We start from the raw sequence: 18,906 nt of genomic DNA on the forward strand, positions 1-18,906 counted from the left end.
TAAGGGAGACGATCCGGAGTGGGCGGATGGACTGTCAGTGCAAGGCCGCCGGCCGCTCCGTCTCGGGCGGCATCACCGCCTCGTCGATGAGCGCCGCGCGGATGCGGGTCAGGCGGGCTTCCGCCGCCTCGCGGCGGGCTTCCGCGGCGGCGGCGGTCTCGCGGGCGGCGCGGGTGTCGGCCATCACCTCGGCCAGGCGCTCCTCCAGCCGGCGCACCCGTGCCCGCTCGGCGGACACCTTGGCCTCGGCCGCGCCGGCCTGGGCCTGCGCCTCCTCTGCGGCGTGTCGGGCCTCGGCGGCGGCCTCATGGGCCTCGGCGGCGGCCTGTCTCGCCTCGGCGGCCTCGGCAGCGGAGGCCCGCAGCGCCTCCTCGACCCGGCCGAGCAGGGCGCCGACCTCGCGGCCGAGCCGGTCGGCCCGGGCCTCGGCCGCGACGGCGCGGGCAGTCGTGGCGCGCACCGTCTCGGTCGCGCGGCGCAGCAGGTTCAGGATGGTGCCGGTGTCGAACGGGGTGGCCATCGGGTCCGTATCGTCGGGATCCGCCGAAAACCCGGGATCCGGGCGGCGATTCCCCAAGGGGGACCTGCCGACCCCTCGCGGTCAAGCGCCATTGCTCCGCTTCCCACGGCTCCCCGTACTTTACCGCGCGATGCGGCGCGGATGCCCCAGGCCGAGCCTTCCGTGCCCGATCCACCCCTGCGACCGATGCGCCCGTACGCTCGGGCACACGGGAACCCATCATGGCTCGAACCGATGCCCCCCGGGACTATCCTGGATGGACCGGGGGAGTATCCCGCCGAAGAAGGGGCCGTGCCATGTTCATGAGGATCGATCGCCTGCAGGCCGAGCTGCCGCAGCCCAAGAGGCCCGACCCGAATGCCGCCGCCGCCCTGCAGGAGCTGCTCGGCGGCAAGTACGGCGAGATGTCGACGCTCGGCAACTACATGTTCCAGAGCTTCAATTTTCGCGACAAGTCCAAGCTGCGGCCGTTCTACAGCCTGGTCTCCAGCATCTTCATGGAGGAGCTCGGCCATGTCGAATTGGTCTCGACCGGCGTGGCGATGCTCAACAACGGCCCCGGCGACCCGACGCCGGATGTCGACGTGTCGAAGGCGCCGTTCCACGACATGCAGGACGTGCGGCTGGCCGGCAGCTTCCTCAGCAACGGCGGCGGCGCGATGCCGATGAACGCGAACGCCGCGTCGTGGAACATGGACATGGTCACCACGACCGGGAACATCATCATCGACCTCCTGCACAACTTTCACCTCGAATGCGGCGCGCGCATCCATAAGCTCAGGGTCTACGAGACGCTGAAGGACCCGACCGGGCGCGAGGTCTGCGGCTACCTGCTGGTGCGCGGCTCGGTGCACGCCCACGCCTATGCGCTGGCGCTGAAGAAGCTCACGGGGGTGGCGATCGAGCAGATGCTGCCGACGCCCAACATCAACCTCGACCGCATCCCCGAATGCCAGAAATACCTGCAGGAGGGCAGCCACCGCCGGCTCTACCGCTTCAACTCGCCGGATTATCCGGAAGCCGCCGGGGTGTGGTCGAACGACGAGGTGGCCTTGCCGGGCGATCCGCCGGGCAAGCTGGAGGTGGTCGACGGCGCGCCCGAGGGCGGCAAGATCCCGGAGCTCGACGGCAATTACGGCGCCTTCGCGCCGAACTACAAGCCGGAGGAGATCTTCGAGATCGCGAGCAAGCTCTACAAGAAGAGCCGCTGAGACGAGGATCGGGGCCGGTCAGGCCGGCCCCGATTCCCTGATGAGCCCGTCGAGGGCACCCAGCACCTCGGCCATGCCGGGGCGCGCAGCAGGCTCCCCGGTGCAGGCCTGCGCCAGGGCCTCGGCGGCCGGGTGGGCGAGGGGAGCGATGGTCCGCAATTCCTCGAGGAGCAGCCCGAAGGCCCGCACGTCGAGCCGTTGCAGGACCTCGCCCTCGGGCCCCGAGGGCAGGGCGGAGGCCGCGCCGAGATCGCTCAGCACTGCCTCGCCGTGCGTTCCGTCCCACAGGACGTTGTGGGCATAGAGGTCGCCGTGGCCGAAGCCGCTGGCGTGCAAGTGGACAGCGCCCGATGCCACCCCGCGGGCGAGGCGTAAGGACGCCGCTTGCGTGAGCCGGAGGCCGGGCTCGTAGACGTCGCGGCTGCAGCTCTCCAGGCTCGGCGGCCCGGCGAGCACCCGCCAGCCCTCCGGCAGGAGCGGCATCAAAAGCCCTTGCGTCCCGTCCGGATGGTCGGCGAGGCGGCCGAGGCCGCCGGTGAGGTGCGGATGCGCGCCTGCCGCCAGGCAGGCCGCCATCTCGCGCTCCGGCAGGCCGTCGCTGGTCATCGCGCCCTTGAACAGCTTGAGGGCGACGGGTCGTGCCTCACCGGTTCCCTCTGGCCGCCATGCCGCCCGCATCACCCGCCCGGAGGCGCCCTCGCCGAGGAGAGGGCCGATTGTGAGATCGCGCCAGGCGACCGGTATCGCCGCCACCGCGGACGGCGCCGCCCGATCCTCGAACGGGTTGCCGGCCCAGGACAGCCAGGCGAGGCGCGGCAGGGCGGTGAGGCAGGCGGGCAGCGCCTCGAATCCGTTGGCGGCGATGCGCAGGAGTTCGAGGTTCTGCGCGTCCCTCAAGCTCTCCGGCAGGGCGCGCAGGCGGTTGCCCGCCAGCATCAGCTTCTGCAGCAGCGGCCGGTCGCCCAGGGAAGCGGGCAGGGCGGCGATGCGGTTGTCGGTGAGGGTGAGCCAGCGCAGAGCCGGGGACAGGGATTCCGCCGGCACCTCGGCGATGCCGGAGCCGCGAAACCCCACCTGGCTCAAAGCCGTACAATCGCCCAGCACCGGCGGCAGCCGGTCGAAGCGGTTGCCGGAGCAGAACAGCACCCGGAGCCGGCGCAGGCGGCCGAGATCGGCAGGCAGCGCGGTCAGGTCGTTCTGGCCGAGATCGAGCAGTTCGAGCGTGTCGGCGAGACCGAGGATCTCGGGCGGCATCTCGGAGAGGCGACCCTCCGGCCCGCCGGGAAGCCGCAGCTCCCGGATTCCGGCGAGGTCGCCCCGGCGCAGGGCTTCGAGGCGTGCCGCCGTCGCGGGCGGCAGGGTCATGCCCAAGAGTTCATGCCCGCGGGCCCGCGCGAAAGTGTGTCGGCATGGTCGTCTCCCGGCGGCGCATCGGGGCCGCCGGGTGCTGGTCGCCGGGAAAGGCGGCCGGATCAAGGGGGCGGCGCAAGGGTCCCGCGGCGGCCTCAGTACGGATAGCCGTAATAGCCGGGCGGGGGCGCCGGGCGGTCGTAGCCATAGCCATAGCCGGCCGGTGGGCGGCCGTAGGTGCGCAGGTAGGGGTCGTAGCGCGGCTGCCGGTAATTTCCGTTGTTGACGCCGGCCGAGCGGTCGTTGCCGCTGAGCGCCGCGTAGGGCGAGAGCCCGCTGCCGGCATCGCCGCCGTTGCGGGCGAGCGCCGCGCCCGCCGTCCCGAGGACGAGGGCGGCCGCGACGGAGACCCGGACCGTGAGAGCACGCATGGAAGGCCTCCTGGTTGAGGGGCGAGAGCCTGGGAACGGCAACCGGCCGGCCGGGGTTCCGGCGCGGGCGGCGCGGCCTTTCGGCACCCGCCGCCCGGACCGTCAACCGCCGGCCAGCAGCGTCGCGGTCCGGCGCTGCTGCGCCAGGACGCGGCCGAGATGGTCGATCGCCCCCTCCTGCAGCCGGCGTAAGGCGCCGGGCTCCTCTTCCCCGTCGCGCCGCATCGAGACGTAGAACTCGAACCCGCCCACCTCCGTCGCGCCGATCCGGTTCAGCACGAACGGGAACAGCCCGAGCCGCGTCGCTCCCGCCACCAGGTCCAGGAACGCCTCCGGGGTGAACACCCAGCAATGGCACGGCACGTAACGGTTTTCGGCGAGCGCCGCGGAGGCCTCCGCATGGGCGTGCGCCAGGGCCGTGCCGCCGGCGAGGCGCGGCGCGGCCGCCGGGTCCTCGCCGGCCCAGATCTGCGCCGGCGCCACCGCCCGCGCCTCGCTCGCATGGGCGAAGACCTGGCGCGGGCTCGGCCGCGTCAAGCCGACGAGGTCCGCCTCGACCAGCTCGGCCAGGGTGCTCACCGGCCGCGCGGCGTCGAACATGAAGCGCTTGTCCGGCAGCGACAGGTTGAGCACGCCCCCGGCCCGCAGCACCCCGTGGATGCCCTTGAGCCAGCCGAGGAGGTTCGGCACGTATTGGGCCACCTGCGCGGCGATGGCGACGTCGTAGGGCTCCGGCCCGACGATCGCCGCGAGGGAGCCGGATCCCGCCCAGGCATGGTCGATCGGCGCGGCGCCGGGCAGCCCGGCGCTCGCGTCGAGGGCGTGGTCGACATAAGCGACCTGCACGCCCGCGGGCAGGGGGACGGGGTTGTCCCCGGGCCCGAATTCCAGCCCGCGCGCCTCCGGCAGCGTCATGTCGTGGGTCAGCCGCGCCAGCCGCCGGTCGGCGGCGCGGCGGGCCAGGAAGGCGTCGAGGGAGAGGGAGCCGGGTCTCATGACCCGGCTTGTCGCACGATCGCCCTCACGCGGCGAGCCAGTCGAAGCACCCGGCCGCGTCCCAGGCGCAAGCGGCGCCGAGGCTTTCGGCGAACACGCCGGACAGGCGCGCCCGCTCGGCCTCGACCACCGGACCGTCGACCGCCACCGGCCGGCAGCGGGCGGCGAGACCCGGCACGACGAAGTCGGGGTTGTGGAGCGCGTGGTCGGAGGCTTCGGTGAAGAACGGGCGGTCGCCCCAGTCGAGGTAGCTCTCGGCGGCAAGACCCTCGGCGAGCAGGATGTCGTGGGCGTCGAGCTCGACGTGCCAGTAGGTCACCGACGCTGCCGGCTCGCGCAGGATGCTGGTGCCGTTGATGAGGCACATGACCGGCACGAGGTGGCCGCCCGCACCGTCCGTACCGGCGCCGACGAGGACCGGATGGCCGGGAGAGAGGCGGAGATCCCGGGCCGGCAGCCCCGGCCCGAAGGCACCGGCGCGGATGCGGACCGGCTGCTGGGATGCCGGCAGGGGCCGGCCGCGTCCGTCGAGGTCGCGATGCCCGATCCAGGTGACGGGCCGCAGGGCGCCGGAGGCGGTCGCCGCCCGGTCGCCGACCCGCAGATCCTCGACCGCCACCTCGCCGCGCGCGGTGCGCAGGCGGGTGCCCGTCGTGAAGCAGACGGCGACGGCCTGGTCGTCGAAGCGCAGGGCCTGGAAGTTGGTCAGGGTGTCGGTGACCCCGGTCGGCCGCGCGGCGAGGTTCGCGCTCAGCGTGCGCGTGACGATCGTTGCGCCGTTCGCCTGGGCGATGGTGTAGTCGGCCCGGTTGCCGGAGAAGACCGCGGTGTTGGTGCCGGCCCCGCCGTCGATCGTGTTGTCCTTGGCCAGGTTGACCGTGCAGACGTCGTTGCCCGAGCCGCAGACGAGCCGCTGGATGTAGGTCTTGTCGTAGATCGCGATGTTGTTGGTCATCCCGAAGGCACTGCTGTAGGTGCCGGCATTGAGGTTGACGATCGCGGTGTCGCTGCTCTGCGAGAGGTCGAGGGCGTTGCCGCTCGCGGCGGTGTCGTAGAGGGTCAGGACCGGCTTGGTGTTGACGGTGAAGTCGAAATACGGCTTCAGGCTGCCGGTGATCGTGGTGTTGTAGCCGAAGGTCTGGGCCTGGTTCAGCGGGCCGCTGGTCTGGGCACCGTAGAGGCGCTGGATCGCGTCGATATCGACCGGCATCCAGGTAGTCGGAACATGATCGACCCCGTCCGTGGTCCTCCAGTTGGTCCCGGTGATGGGGCTCTGGTACGCCAGCTCTTGGCCTGGGTTGAAGTACGACATGATCGTCGAGATCCTGTTGTCGTAAGGCCCCAATTGCTGGCTGGGGACCTTCTCCCCGTTATAGGGACCGCCATGGCCGAGCCCGAGCGCGTGCCCCGCCTCGTGCACCGCCGTCATGGCGCCGTAGCCGCTACCGCCGTTCGTGAAATCGTTGAGAAATCCGTGCTTGGAGGTCGCCGGCTCGACCTCGCCGGTATCCAGCGAGATCAGAGCATTGCCGTCGGAGGGCGGGGTGATCACGCTGCTGCCGACCGGGTGCGGCGTAGAATTATGGTACTCTAAGGCGTCGCCTTTGTTGTTCCGCATGAACCCGATATTGGCGTTGTCGCCCGAGGTCGTCAGCTTGAAGGAGATGTTCGCGACGGCGGACCACATGTCCAGGCTGGAGGCCAGGGCGGCCTGCTCGACCGGGGTCCACTTGGAATCCGGATCGAAGGCGTAAGTCAGGGTGCCGCCGGCCGTCCCGGCTGCGTTGTTCGGGCCCCAGTGGATCGAGCTCGACGATGTCCCGTAATTATCCGGGGTTTTGCCGTCATACGTCGCAAAGGAGGGATTTGCGAGGGTCCCGTCCGCATTGACGCCCGACAGGTACGTGACTTCCTGCTCCCGCGTCATCCCCGTGGCGTTCGCCATCACTTGCCCCCTCTTGGACTTTTCGGCTTAGATCGGCTTAGATCGATGTGTGCATTGCAGCGAAGCGCGTGATCCGCTGTGTCGCCGGAAGCCGTACTCTGGCTTCCATTTCATTTCTGCTATCACACGGCCGAAAAAATCGTTGAGGGCGCGCGTCTCAAAAACCGGCGTTTCGGTCTCAGGCCCCGGGGTTTCGCGCAATCGGATCCTGCATGTGGTCCGCCCGCCACAGGCACCGGCCTCGGCCGCGCGGCCACGGGCGCTCCGCGCGACGCGCCCGGTGGGGAACGGCAGGAATCAGGGCGGGATCGGCTGCCCGTCCCAGGCGAACACGCCCCCGGAATCCCGGCTCCGCAGCCCGTCCAGGACGCGCAGGAGATGGGCCGCGCTCTCCTGCGGCGGGAACAGGCCGGGCCCCGGATCGGGGCGGAACGGCCGCGACAGGGCCGTCTGCACGGTGCCGGGATGAAGCCCCGCCACGATCAGCTCCGGATGAGTGCGCGCGGTCTCGACCGCCAGCGTGCGCAGGACCTGGTTCAGCGCCGCCTTCGAGGCCCGGTAGGCGTACCATCCCCCCAGGCGGTTGTCGCCGATCGAGCCGACCCGGGCCGAGAGGGCGGCGAAGACGCTCCGCCCGCGGCGCGGCATCAGGGGGAGGAGGTGCTTGGCCACCAGGGCCGGACCGATCGCGTTGACGGCCATCACGGCGGCCATCGCGGCCGGGTCCAGGGCCTTGAGCGCCTTCTCGGGCGAGACGCCCGGCCCGTGCAGGATGCCGCTGGCGACGAGGACGAGCCCCACCGGCCCGGCCGCCTCGATGGCCTGCGCCGCCGCCGCGATGGACTCCTCGTCCGTGACGTCGACGGGCAGGGATTTGACGGGCAAGGGCTGCACGAGACTGGGCTGCACGAGACTGGGCTGCACGAGACCGGGGTGCGGCGCGGCCGAGCGCGACAGGGCGAACACGGTTTCGTGCGCCCCGCCCGCGGCGAGCGCCGCGACGAGGGCGCGGCCGATCCCGCCCGAGGCGCCGACGACGACCGCGCTCGTCATGCGGAGCATCGCTCACGGGGGGCTTGGGAACGGCGCATGCTGGCATCCGGGTGAGCCCGGACGGGGGGCCCGGGCCGTGCGGGAACCGCGCGCCGCCCGCACCGGTTCCGCGGGAGCAGGCCGGGGCCGGCCGGACGCTCCGTTTCGCCGGCGCTCAGCCCCGGTCGTCGGCCCGGGGCGCGGCCCGCAGGGTGAAACGGGTCATCTCGGAGGGCCGGCCGAGCCGGAGGGCGAAGCCCGGCCAGATCCCGGTGCCGTTGCCGACGTAGAGAACCATGCCGGCGACCTCGTAGCGGCCCGACACGAAGCCGTTGTTGCCCCGCGCCACCAGCCGGTCGAGGCCGAGGATCATGCCGCCATGGGTGTGGCCGGAGAGCTGGAGCGCGACGCCCCGGGCCGCCGCCCGCTTCGCGGCCCGCGGCTGGTGGTCGAGGAGCAGGATCGGCGCGCCGGGGGGAGCGCCCTCGAGCGCCGCCGCGAGGTCGGGGCCGGCCTCGCCGGCGGTGGGGGCCGAGGAATCGGTGACGCCGGCGAGCACCAGGCGGGCCTCGCCGCGGGTCAGCACGGTATGGGCGTTCGGCAGCATCGTGAGACCGAGGCCGGCGAGGTGGCGCATCCAGGCCGGGTAATCGAAGAAGTATTCGTGGTTGCCGGGGATCGCGAAAGTCCCGTCCGGCGCCCGCAGGCCGGCGAGCGGCGCCACGTCGTCGCGGCGCATCGCCACCGAGCCGTCGATGAAGTCGCCGGTGACCACGATCAGGTCGGCGCCCGCCCCGTTGGCGCGTGCCGCCACGGCCCGGGCCCAGGGGGCCGGGAAGAGGCGGCCGAGATGCAGGTCGGTGAGCTGGAGCAGCCGGTAACCGTCGAAGGCGGGCGCCAGGCCGGGGATCGCCACCTCGACGTCCCGGACCGGCGGCACCCGCACGGCCTGGGCGACGCCGATTGCGGCCAGCAGGCCTGCGAGCCCGGCCGCCCCGAACCGCACCCCGTCCGGGATGGCCACGAAGCTCCGGTGCAACGCTGCGACCGCCAGGGCGCCGAGATCGAGCGCGATCTGGAGCACGGCGAGCAGCAGGATCGCCCCGAAGGCCCAGTTGAAGAGCAGCACGATCCCGCGGGGGAATTCGGGCGCGAAGACCGAGCCGGAGGAGAGCCGGTTCCAGAGGTGGAACTGCGAGGCGAGGAGCAGCAGCAGGGCGATGACGCCCTTGGCGGGAAGCGGCAGCCCGAGGGGCGTCAGCCAGCGGGCGATCACGTAAGCGCACGGCGCCGCGAAGATGAGGTGGAAGATGGCGGGTCTCCTGTCGTCCGTCGCGCCGGATGCCCACGTGTCCCATGACACGTGAGCCTTGGCACGTGCCATGGGACACGTGCCGACGCCCGCCCCGCCCCGCGACCCCGAAAAACTATCCCAGCATCTCCCGCACCATCGGCGCCACCTTGGTGCCGTAGAGCTCGATCGAGCGCATCAGCCGCTCGTGCGGCAGCGGGCCGGCGCTGTACTTGAGCTGGAACCGGCCGAGGCCGAGCCCCTTCACCGTCGCGGCGATCTTCCGCGCCACCGTCTCCGGCCCGCCGATGTAGAGCGAGCCGTGATCGGCCTCGCGGTCGAATTCCTGGCGCGTCATCGGCGGCCAGCCGCGCTCGGCGCCGATGCGGTCGCGCATGCGCTTGTAATCGGCGAAGAACTCCTCCCGTGCGCCCGCGTCGGTCTCGCCGACATAGCCCGGGGAATGGACGCCGATCGGCCGCACCGTCCGGCCGAGCTGGGCGCAGGCCCGCTGGTAGAGATCGACGTAAGGCCGGAAGCGCTGCGGCTCGCCGCCGATGATGGCGAGCATCAAGGGCAGGTCGTGATGGACCGCCCGCACCACCGAGTTCGGGCTGCCGCCGACGCCGATCCAGGTGGTAGGCGGCGTCTCCGGGGTCGGGAAGACCGACTGGTTGTCGAGCGGCGCCCGGGTGGTGCCCTGCCAGGTCACCTTCCCGCCGGCGAGAAGCGCGGCGAACAGCTCCAGCTTCTCCTCGAACAGGGTCTCGTACTGGTCGAGGGGGTAGCCGAAGAGCGGGAACGATTCGGTGAACGAGCCGCGGCCGAGGATCACCTCGGCGCGGCCGTGCGACAGCCCCTGCAGGGTCGAGAAGCGCTGGTAGACCCGGACCGGATCGTCCGAGCTGAGCACCGTCACGGCCGAGCCGAGGCGGATGCGCTCGGTGCGCGCCGCGATCGCCGCCAGGACGATCTCGGGCGAGGAGACGGAAAAGTCCTCCCGGTGGTGCTCGCCGATGCCGAAGAAGTCGAGGCCGACTTCATCGGCCAGGATGCCTTGCGCGACGACGTCGCGGATCACCTGGCCGTGAGGCAGGAGCTCACCGTTCCGGGCGGTGACATCCCCGAACGTGTCGAGGCCGAATTGCAGGGTCTGTGTCATGGAGGCCAAGATGGACGCGCGGGGGCGGGTTTGAAATGCGCGGAACTGCAAGGACGGGCTTGCAGGCGTGCATGCGGCGCTCAGAGACGGAACAAGCCGAGGGCGTCCTGCACCGCGTCCCGGGTCTCTGCAGTGAGCTCCCTTGCCCGCGCCGTGCCGGTGCGCAGCACGTCCATGACATGATCCGGATCGCGGGCGATCCCGGCCCGCCGCTCGCGGATCGGCCCGAGGAGGTCGCGCAGGATTGCCGTGAGGCGGTCCTTGAGCACGGAATCGCCGAGGCCGCCGCGCCGGTAATGGGCCTTCAGGTCCGCGACCGCTTGCCGGTCGGGGTCGAAGGCGTCGAGATAGGTGAAGACCACGTTGCCCTCGACCCGGCCCGGATCGGAGGCGCGCAAGTGGCCGGGATCGGTGTACATCCGCTGCACAAAAGCGGCGATCTCGGAGTCGGAGGCCGAGAGCGGCAGGGCGTTGCCGCCCGACTTGCTCATCTTCGCCCGTCCGTCGACACCCGGCAGCCGCCCGATCTCCGGGATCAGCGACCGAGCCTCGGGCAGGAGGTCGTGGCCCACCTGCCGGTTGAGGCGGCGGACGATCTCGTTGGTCTGCTCGATCAGGGGCGCCTGGTCCTCGCCCACCGGCACCAGGGTGGCCCGGAACGCCGTGATGTCGGCGGCCTGGGCGGCGGGGTAGCACAGGAAGCCCGCCGGGATGTCGCGGCCGAAGCCGCGGGCCTGGATCTCGTCCTTGATCGTCGGGTTGCGTTCCAGCCGGGCCACCGTGACGAAGTTGAGGTAGAGCAGGGTCAGTTCGGCGAGCGCCGGAAGGGCCGATTGCACGCAGATCGTGGTGACCGCCGGATCGATGCCGACCGCGAGGTAGTCGGTCGCGACCTCGATCACGTTGCGGGCGATGCGGGCCGGGTCGTGGGCGTTGTCGGTCAGCGCCTGCGCGTCGGCGAGCAGCAGGTATTGGCGGTGGCTGTGCTGCAACGCCACGCGGTTGCGCAGCGAGCCGGCGTAGTGGCCGAGATGCAGGGGACCGGTGGTGCGGTCGCCGGTGAGGATGACGGGTTTGGGCGGCATCGGGGGGCTCTTTCCGGAGGAAAGCCGCCGCGCCGAAGGGTGCCGGAACCGAAGAACGACCGTGCCCACCGGACGGCGGCATCGGTCGTGACGAGAATGACGACGGGCCGCTTCCTTAACGGAAGCGCCACCAGGTGGTCGCGCGGGGGGAGCGGCTCTCGATCATCGGGGACAGGGTAAGCGGGATTCAGCGCCCGCTCAAGCCGGTCGCGCCGCCTCGAGGCGGTCCGCCTCCGCCATCTCCTCCACCCCCACCCACAGGTTCCAGGCCGGTGCCAGGCTCCAGCCCGCCAAGCCCACATGCGCCTGCGGCATCCGGTAATGCAGCACGGGCCGAGGGCTCACCTTCTCGTCCGGCGGCAGGGCCGCCCGGACGCCGTCCTCGTCGCGATGGGCGAGGAGCGGCAGGAGATCGAGGCCGCGGTGGCGGGTCGGGTTGGCGGCGAGGTAGTCGCGGGCGAGGCCGTCGAGGTCGGGCCGGTAGCCGGGATCGAGCACCCGGGCGACGTAAGCCGCTGGGAAGGGCGGCGGCAGGCCGCGGGCGGCCAGGAACCCGCCCGCCGCGGTGGCCCGGCGCAGGTCCGGCTCGGACCGGAGATAGGCCCGCAGCAGGCCGGTGAGGGTGGCGGCCTCGAGGTCCGGCGGCTCGACGTTGAAGTGGAGGCCCAGCGAGCCGAGCAGCACCGCCCCGCGCCCCCGCCCGCCGGCCCCGTGCAGCAGGGCGGCGAGGCGGTCGGTCTCGGGCAGGCGGTCGAAGGCGAGGGGGCCGGTGATCACCTCGCGCGGCACCACCGGGCCGAGGAGGGCAGCGAGAGAACGTCCGGCGGCGCGGACCGGCAGTCCCGGACCGGCACCGTGTTCCGGCATCCGGCGCTGCGGATGGGCGGCGCGCAGGTCGAGTTCGACCCGGAGGTCGCCGAGCGCCGTGCCCTCGAGCCGGAAGGCGTGCGGGTCCTCCTCGGCGAGGCGCCCGCCGAGCCCGGCGGCGAGCGCCCCGGCGGCGGCCCTGGCCGAAGGCCCCATGAACTCGATCTCGACGCCGACCCGGCGCGGGGTCCCGTCGCTCCGCAGGGGCCGGGGCGGCGAGCGGAACTCGGCCGTGCGGGTCTCGGGCATGGGACGCTCTGTCATAGGGGCGCTCGTGGGGGCGCTCGTGGGGGCGCTCATGGGGGGCTCACGGGGCCGCTGCTCACGACGCCACCGCCGGCAGGGGTGAAGGCGTCTGCGGCGAGGGTGTCTGCGAGGGGGCCGGCGCGGCGGCGGGATCGAGGCCGAACAGGTCCGGGCAATCCTCCTCGCCCGGGCGGCGCGGCAGGCGGCGGGCCGGCGGCGCGGCGGGGCCGAGGAGCCGCATCACCCGCTTCGAGACCGCGACCGGCAGGTTCTCGCGCTTGGCCCGGGCCTCGACCCGGGCGAGCGCGTTCATCGCCGGGCCGAGCACCGTGAACTCGGCCCGTGCCCCGTCGTCGAGCACCCCCACCAGCACCTCGCCGGCATGGAGCGAGGCGGTGAAGGCGAGCGGCGGCAGGTCCTGCCGCCCCCGGGTCTCGTTCATCCGCCGCACCCGCGCCTCGATCTCCCGTACGCAGGCGAGCGCTGCCGCCGCCTGCTCCGCCGGTGCGCCGTCGAGGAACTGGGCCAGCACCCCGTCGCCGACATACTTGTCGACGAGGCCGCCCTGCGCGGTGACCGCGCCGTGGGCGAGTGCCCGGAACGCCAGCAGCCAGTCGAGCACCCGGGCCTCGCCCCAGCGCCGGGTCAGGGCCGAGAAACCCCTGATGTCGAGGGCGAGCAGGCAGGCGTGCCGCGGCTGGAGCGCCGTCGGCCCGTCATGCCGCACGAGGTCGATTCCCGCCGGCACGAAGCGCGCCAGGGCCGCCCGCTCGTGCTCCAGGCGCAGCATCGCGGCAAAGCCCCGGCGCAGGCGCAGCGACCCCTCGATCACGAAGGCGGCCGCCACCAGGAAGGAGAGGAGCCCGAAGACGTTCGGCCCCGCCGGCGGCAGGCCGAGGCCGGGCTGGAGGAGGCCGAGGCCGAGCGCCCCGGACCACACCCCCGCCACCAGGGCGGCGAAGACCGCGGTGTGGCGCGGCCGCAGGGTCAGGCCGGATTCGAGCAGCAGCAGGAAGGCCGGCAGGCGGCTCGCCAGGGTGCCGGGCTCGTCGGCGGCCTCCGCCGCCGCCATCATGTATTCGAGCACGATATAGGCCGCGAGCGCGGCGTCGAGCAGCGTCGCGATCCAGGCCAGGCGCTCGCTGTCGCGTCGCCGCGCCGTGACGGCGAGCCAGAGCGAGGAGGCCGCGTAGCCGCCGAGGATGAACCAGTGGCTGCCGGCATGCAGCACGCCGTCGCTGAGATGGGCCGAGACCGCCAGCACCCCCAGCATCACCAGCCGCATCGCCAGGACGCGCGTGGCGGTGCCCGCGGCGAGGCCGGCGGCCAGGGTGTGCTCGTCCCCGGCAGGGCGGGGCGCCGGGCCCCGGTCCGGCGGGGTCGGATGTCGTCTGCTCATGCGGGCCTTATCGCGGGGCACGGGGATGCATCGAGGCAAGATGGTCGTTCACCGGCCGCCGGCGAAGGCCCCCGATTGGTCCGGGTCGCGACGACGCCGGTGCCGGAGAGCCGAACGGGCCGGACGGCGCATCGTTCCGCCGGATCGGCCCCTTGCGGAAAGGGATGCCCATCGCCATCTCCAGACCATCCAACGGGATGGTCTGGAGATGGCGATGACGGAGAGCGTGCACGAGTTGAGGCCCAAGGGGCCCGGACCCAAGCTGCCGGAGAGCGAGAAGGTCACGGTCAATCTCGGCTTCGTCGATCTCGGCCGCGTCGACCTGATGGTGCGGGACGGGTTCTACGCCAACCGGGCCGACTTCATCCGCACGGCGGTCCGCAACCAGCTCGACCGTCAGGAGGAGGCGTTGCGCCAGTCGGTGGCACGCCGGCAGCTCAGCCTCGGCCTCACGTACATCACGAGGGCCGAGCTGGAGGCGGCGCGGGATTCCGGCACGCCCCTCAGCATCCAGGTCCTCGGGCTCGCCAGCATCGCCGACGACGTCACGCCGGAGCTCGCCCGGGCGGCCATCGCGTCGATCCACGTGCTCGGCGCCTTCCATGCCAGCGCCGCCGTCAAGGCCGCGCTCGCCGACCGCATCGCCTGAAACCCCTCCTCGCACAGGACCACGCTCATGAGCGCATTCAGGAACTTTCCCCCGGGCGGGCCCCTCGGCGGCCTTGGTGCCAATGTCGACATGGCCGAGGTGACCCGCCTCACCCGCGCCGGCCGGCTGACCGAGGCCGTGGCCCTGATCCAGGGCCACGCGGTGCCGGCCGAACCCGCCCGCCCGGCGGCGCCGACGGCGACCGGGCGAGGGGCCGGCCCAGGAACCGGGCCAGGAACCGGGCCAGGAACCGGCCCAGGAACCGGGCGAGGCACCGAACCCGCCATCGACCTCGAGGCCCCGACCGAGCCGGGCGGCGCCTGGACGGTCCCGGGACAGGCCGGTGCGCCGGATCCGTCCGAGGCGCTGCGGGCGATGCCCGATGCGCTGAAGGGCTTGCAGGAGACCCTGCTGGGGATGCCGGCGGCCCTGAAGACCTTTCGCCCGCCGGGCGGGCTGGCCGACCTGCTGCGCGAGGGAGCGTTGGATGGCTTGGCGGGCAACTTGGCGGGCAACTTGGCGGGCAACTTGGCGGGCAACTTGGCGGGTAACTTGGCGGGTAACTTGGCAAGCCATTTGCCCGGCGGTCTCGGCGAGGGCCTGAAGCCTCGCCGGCCCGTGCCGGTGCCGGATGGGGCGCGGTTCGAGGAACGGAGCTTTTCCGATGCTGCGGGCCGCCGGACCTACAAGGTCTACGTCCCGAGTGGCCGAGAGGGCCAAAGGCTGCCGGTCGTGGTGATGCTGCATGGCTGCACCCAGGACCCCGACGACTTCGCCCTCGGCACGCGGATGAACGCGCTCGCCGAGGCGCAAGGCGCGATCGTCGTCTATCCGCGCCAGGAGCGCTCCGCCAACGCGCAGAAATGCTGGAACTGGTTCCAGCCCGGCGACCAGGGCCGCGGCGCGGGCGAGCCGGCGCTGATCGCCGGGATCGCGCGGGCCGTGGTGGCGGAGTTCGGGGCCGATCCGACCCGGGTCTACGTCGCCGGGCTCTCGGCCGGCGGCGCGGCGGCGGCGATCCTGGCGGCGACCTATCCGGACGTGTTCGCGGCGGCCGGCATCCATTCGGGCCTCGCCTGCGGCGCGGCGCGGGACATGCCCTCGGCCTTCGCGGCGATGAGCCAGGGGGGAGCCGCCCCGACGCGGCCGGGCCCGGCCGTGCCGACCATCGTCTTCCACGGCGACGGCGACAGGACGGTGCATCCGCTCAACGGCGAGCGGGTGGCCGCCCAGGCGATGCCGGGGGCGCCGCTGCGGGAGACCGTGACCCGGGGCGAGGCACCGGGCGGGATCGCCTATACCCGCACGATCCACGCGGATGCGGCGGGGAAGGGACAGGTGGAAGCCTGGGTGCTGCACGGGGCGGGCCACGCCTGGTCCGGCGGCAGCCCGGACGGCTCCTACACCGAGCCGCGCGGGCCCGATGCCAGCACCGAGATGCTGCGGTTCTTCCTCGAGCATGCCCGCGTGGCTTGAGGATTCACGCCTTCGGGGTCGAGACCCGCAGCAGCAGCGCGACCGGCAGGAGCCCGACCGCGACGATCAGGAGGGCGGCGACCGCGCCGTCCTCGTAGGTGCCGCGGGCGGCCTCGCCGTAGAGGTGGGTCGCCAGGGTCTCGACGTTGAGCGGACGCAGGATCAGCGTCGCAGGCAGTTCCTTGACGCAATCGACGAAGACCAGGAGGGCGCCGCCGAGGAGCGCCGGCCAGGTCAGCGGCAGGTGGACCTGCGCCAGGGCGCCGGCCGGACCCCGGCCGAGCACCCGGGCGGCATCGCCGAGCGAGCGCGGCACCCGGGCGAGGCCCGCCTCGCTGCTGCCGGCGGTCACGGCGAGGAAGCGCACCACGTAGGCGTAGACGAGCGCCGCTCCCGTGCCGAGGCCCATCGCAGCGAGCGGAACCCCGGTCAACGCCCGGCTCAGGCCGTCGAGCAGGCCGTCGAGGGCGGAGAGCGGCGGCAGGAGGCCGATCGCCAGGATGGCGCCGGGCACCGCGTAGCCGAAGGTGGCGCAGCGCAGGAGCACCCCGTGCCAGCGCCCGCCGAGCACAGCTGAGCCTGCCGCCATCACGAGGCCGAGGGTGGTGGCCACCACGGTCGCGAGGCCGGCATAGAACAGGGTGTTCAGGCTCTCCGACAGGATCGCCCCGGACAGGCCGGCGAAGTGCAGGCGCTTCCCCGCCTCGACCGCGAGGTAGCCTGCCGGTGCCAGGAAGCCGATTGCGACCGGCACGAGGCCGAGACCGAGCGCCATGAAAGCCGCCGGGCCGGCGAGCCGCGTGCGGCTCATCCGCCGCGGGCGCTGCGCCGCCCCGGCATAGCCGCGCCCGCGCCGGGCCCGGCGCTCGACCGCGATCAGGCCGAGGCAGGCGGCGAGCATCACCAGCGCCAGGCCGGCGGCGCCGGGCAGGTCCGAGCGGTTGATCCAGGTGTCGTAGATCGCGACCGTGAGGGTGCGAACGCCCAGAAATTCCGCCGCCCCGATGTCGTTGAGCGCTTCCAGCAGCGCCAGGCTGGCGCCGAGCGCGATGGCCGGGCGGGCGAGCGGCAGGGCGACCCGGAGGAACACCGCCCCCGGCCCGGCCCCGAGGCTGCGCCCGGCCTCGACCAGGTTCGCCGACTGCATCAGGAACAGCGCCCGGGTCGGCAGGTAGACGTAGGGGTAGAGCACGAAGCCGAGCAGCAGGATGCAGCCCGGCAGCGAGCGCAGGTCCGGCAGGATCAGGTCGCGCGGGCGGGCATAGCCGAGGAGGGCGCGGATCGCGCCCTGCACCGGGCCGACCGGGTGCAGCAGGTCGAGATAGGCGTAGGCCCCGATGTAGGTGGGGACGGCGAGCGGCAAGAGCAGCGCCCAGTCGAGCAGGCGCCTCCCCGGGAACTCGTAGGCCGCGACGAGCCAGGCCGCCCCGGTGCCGACCACGACGACCACGATCCCGACCCCGGCGAGCAGCAGTCCGGTCTCGACGAGGGCGGGGGGCAGGACATGGGCGAGGAGATGCGGCCAGAGCCCGCCGGAGCCGTGCAGCGCCTCGAGCCCCAGCGCCGCGACCGGGGCCAGGACCAGGAGGGCGGTGAGGCCGGCGGCGAGCGTCCAGGCCAGAAGCCAGGGAGACCCTCCGCCGGAGGTGGAACGAGGCAGGAGCGGCCTTGCCGCCCGGCGCGCGGCCGCCGATGGGCGCGGCGGCACGAAAGCTCTTCCCTCCACGTTGGTCGCCGGCTCCCGTCCGCTTCAGAATGGGTCGTGGTTTCCACCTGATCCGTCCCGAACAAGATCAAGCGCGAGCTCTCTCCTCTCCCCGCGGGCGGGGAGAGGGCTGTGTTCCCGTTCAGGGAACGCAGCGAGGCGGCAGCCGAGGGTGAGGGGGTGTTTCCGGAGGAGCCTCACTCGTCGAGACCCCCTCACCCTCGCTCCGGCTGCGCCTCCGCTTGCCGACGACACGACAAGGTGTCGTCGGCCCTCTCCCCGCCCGCGGGGAGAGGGGAAACCCGCGCCATCATCGGCCATCGGAACAGATCACACGGCCTCCGGCCTCACCGGTCGAACCCGACCTTGTCGACGAGCAGGCTCGCCGCCTTGCGGTTGCGGGCGATCTCGACGAGCGGGGTGGTGTCGACCGTGAGCGGGCCGAGCGCCGTGAGCAGCGGGTCCGCGGCGACGCCAGGCTTCACCGGGTACTCGTAATCGGCCTTGGCGTAGAGGCCCTGCGCGTCGTCGGAGGCGAGGTATTCGAGGAGCTTGACGGCGTTGTCGCGGTTCGGGGCGTTCTTCGCCACCACCGCGCCCGAGACGTTGACGTGCGTGCCGCCGCCCTGGAACGTCGGTAGCACCACCTGGATGCCCTCGCCCCATTTCTTCTGTTCCGGGCCGCCCCGGCCGCTGCGCATCAGGCCGACATAGTAGGAATTGCCCAGGCCGATGTCGCAGAGGTCGGCGACGATGTCGCGGGCCACGTCGCGGTCGCCGCCGCCGGCCTTGCGGGCGAGGTTGTCCTTCACGCCGCGCAGCCAGGCCTCGGTCTTCGCCTCGCCGTGCTTGACCAGGTAGGCGGCGATCAGCGCGGTGTTGTAGGGGTGCTGGCCCGCCCGCAGGCAGACCTTGCCCTTCCATTTCGGGTCGGCCAGGTCCTCGTAGGTCAGCCCGGCGAGGTCGCGGAGATCCGGATCGGCATAGGCGACCCGGGCGCGGGTCGAGAGGGCGAACCAGCGCCCCTCGGGATCGCGCAAGCTGGCGGGAACCGCCGCCTCCAGGGCGGCCGAGCGCACCGGTTGGGCGAGGTCGCGGTCGACGAGTTCGATCAGGTTGCCGATATCGACCGTCATCACCACGTCGGCGGCGGAGCGGGCGCCCTCGGCGGCGACGCGCTCGGTCAGGCCCTTGTCGACGAACACCGTGTTGACCTTGACGCCGCTCGCCTTCGTGAAGGCGTCGAGGAGCGGACGGATCAGGCCGGGCTCGCGGGTGGTGTAGAGGTTCACCTCGCTCTCGGCCCGGGCGGGGGCGGCGAGGGCGACGAGACCGAGGAACGCGAACGCGGTGCGTGACAGGGACAAGGGGCGTCTCCCGAGGATGGCGCACCCCTTGAGAAGCAATCCCGAAACAAAAGCAAGCGCGTTAGATTTTAGTTGTTTCAATGTAAAAACGAGATCCAGTGTCGGCGATCCTGCATCGATCGCGAAGCCGAGCCTGCGCTGGGTCATCGGCGTCCGGGAAGGCCGGTCGATCTG

Annotated in this window: 15 protein-coding genes and 2 pseudogenes; 3 read left to right on the forward strand and 14 right to left on the reverse strand. The window is 72.5% G+C overall.

What is annotated here, in order from left to right:
* Positions 1–34 precede the first annotated feature (34 nt).
* Complete coding sequence (locus HBB12_RS07085) at positions 35–520, reverse strand: hypothetical protein (protein WP_236988694.1); 486 nt, start codon at positions 518–520, stop codon at positions 35–37.
* Between the two features lie 296 nt (positions 521–816).
* Between HBB12_RS07085 and HBB12_RS07090 the strand changes: the two genes are divergently transcribed.
* A complete protein-coding gene (locus tag HBB12_RS07090; protein WP_236988695.1) occupies positions 817–1,731 on the forward strand; it encodes a manganese catalase family protein in 915 nt (304 codons plus the stop codon).
* An 18-nt stretch (positions 1,732–1,749) separates the two neighbouring features.
* On the opposite strand, the gene HBB12_RS07095 is transcribed toward HBB12_RS07090, so the two are convergent.
* From HBB12_RS07095 to HBB12_RS07140, 11 genes and pseudogenes are all read right to left on the reverse strand, one after another.
* Positions 1,750–3,096, reverse strand: a complete 1,347-nt coding sequence (locus tag HBB12_RS07095) for a leucine-rich repeat-containing protein kinase family protein (protein WP_236988696.1) — start codon at positions 3,094–3,096, stop codon at positions 1,750–1,752.
* A 140-nt stretch (positions 3,097–3,236) separates the two neighbouring features.
* Positions 3,237–3,512, reverse strand: coding sequence for a hypothetical protein (locus tag HBB12_RS07100; protein ID WP_236988697.1), 276 nt, complete (start codon positions 3,510–3,512; stop codon positions 3,237–3,239).
* A gap of 102 nt (positions 3,513–3,614) precedes the next feature.
* Positions 3,615–4,508 (reverse strand): class I SAM-dependent methyltransferase, encoded by an 894-nt coding sequence (locus HBB12_RS07105; protein ID WP_236988698.1) that lies wholly within the window; start codon positions 4,506–4,508, stop codon positions 3,615–3,617.
* Between the two features lie 25 nt (positions 4,509–4,533).
* Positions 4,534–5,175 (reverse strand): annotated as a pseudogene (locus tag HBB12_RS34380) (Hint domain-containing protein); the annotation flags it as partial.
* A 150-nt stretch (positions 5,176–5,325) separates the two neighbouring features.
* A pseudogene (locus tag HBB12_RS34385) lies at positions 5,326–6,453 on the reverse strand (matrixin family metalloprotease); the annotation flags it as partial.
* 297 nt (positions 6,454–6,750) lie between these two features.
* A complete protein-coding gene (locus HBB12_RS07115) occupies positions 6,751–7,506 on the reverse strand; it encodes an SDR family NAD(P)-dependent oxidoreductase (RefSeq protein ID WP_236988700.1) in 756 nt (251 codons plus the stop codon).
* Between the two features lie 154 nt (positions 7,507–7,660).
* On the reverse strand, positions 7,661–8,797 hold the full coding sequence (locus HBB12_RS07120) for a metallophosphoesterase (protein ID WP_236992689.1): 1,137 nt from the start codon (positions 8,795–8,797) through the stop codon (positions 7,661–7,663).
* Between the two features lie 115 nt (positions 8,798–8,912).
* Positions 8,913–9,938 carry an LLM class flavin-dependent oxidoreductase gene (locus HBB12_RS07125; RefSeq protein ID WP_236988701.1) on the reverse strand — a complete coding sequence of 342 codons (1,026 nt, stop codon included), beginning with the start codon at positions 9,936–9,938 and terminating at the stop codon, positions 8,913–8,915.
* An 80-nt stretch (positions 9,939–10,018) separates the two neighbouring features.
* Positions 10,019–11,023, reverse strand: coding sequence for a tryptophan--tRNA ligase (trpS, locus tag HBB12_RS07130; protein ID WP_236988702.1), 1,005 nt, complete (start codon positions 11,021–11,023; stop codon positions 10,019–10,021).
* A gap of 198 nt (positions 11,024–11,221) precedes the next feature.
* Entirely contained in the window at positions 11,222–12,139 is a 918-nt protein-coding gene (locus HBB12_RS07135) for an amidoligase family protein (protein ID WP_236988703.1), read from the reverse strand.
* 73 nt (positions 12,140–12,212) lie between these two features.
* Positions 12,213–13,535, reverse strand: coding sequence for an adenylate/guanylate cyclase domain-containing protein (locus HBB12_RS07140; protein WP_236988704.1), 1,323 nt, complete (start codon positions 13,533–13,535; stop codon positions 12,213–12,215).
* Between the two features lie 214 nt (positions 13,536–13,749).
* Here HBB12_RS07140 and HBB12_RS07145 point away from each other — a divergent pair, with 214 nt between their 5' ends.
* Both HBB12_RS07145 and HBB12_RS07150 read left to right on the forward strand, forming a co-directional pair.
* Positions 13,750–14,184: a ribbon-helix-helix domain-containing protein gene (locus tag HBB12_RS07145; protein ID WP_236988705.1), complete on the forward strand. Its 435-nt coding sequence runs from the start codon at positions 13,750–13,752 to the stop codon at positions 14,182–14,184.
* 27 nt (positions 14,185–14,211) lie between these two features.
* A complete protein-coding gene (locus HBB12_RS07150; protein WP_236988706.1) occupies positions 14,212–15,660 on the forward strand; it encodes an extracellular catalytic domain type 1 short-chain-length polyhydroxyalkanoate depolymerase in 1,449 nt (482 codons plus the stop codon).
* A 4-nt stretch (positions 15,661–15,664) separates the two neighbouring features.
* Here the strand turns inward: HBB12_RS07150 and HBB12_RS07155 are convergent, their stop codons facing one another.
* Entirely contained in the window at positions 15,665–17,320 is a 1,656-nt protein-coding gene (locus HBB12_RS07155; protein WP_442919346.1) for an ABC transporter permease, read from the reverse strand.
* 392 nt (positions 17,321–17,712) lie between these two features.
* Positions 17,713–18,726, reverse strand: a complete 1,014-nt coding sequence (locus HBB12_RS07160) for an extracellular solute-binding protein (RefSeq protein ID WP_442919347.1) — start codon at positions 18,724–18,726, stop codon at positions 17,713–17,715.
* Positions 18,727–18,906: the final 180 nt, after the last annotated feature.

Source organism: Methylobacterium sp. SyP6R (assembly GCF_019216885.1).
In the GTDB taxonomy this organism is placed as follows: Bacteria; Pseudomonadota; Alphaproteobacteria; order Rhizobiales; family Beijerinckiaceae; genus Methylobacterium.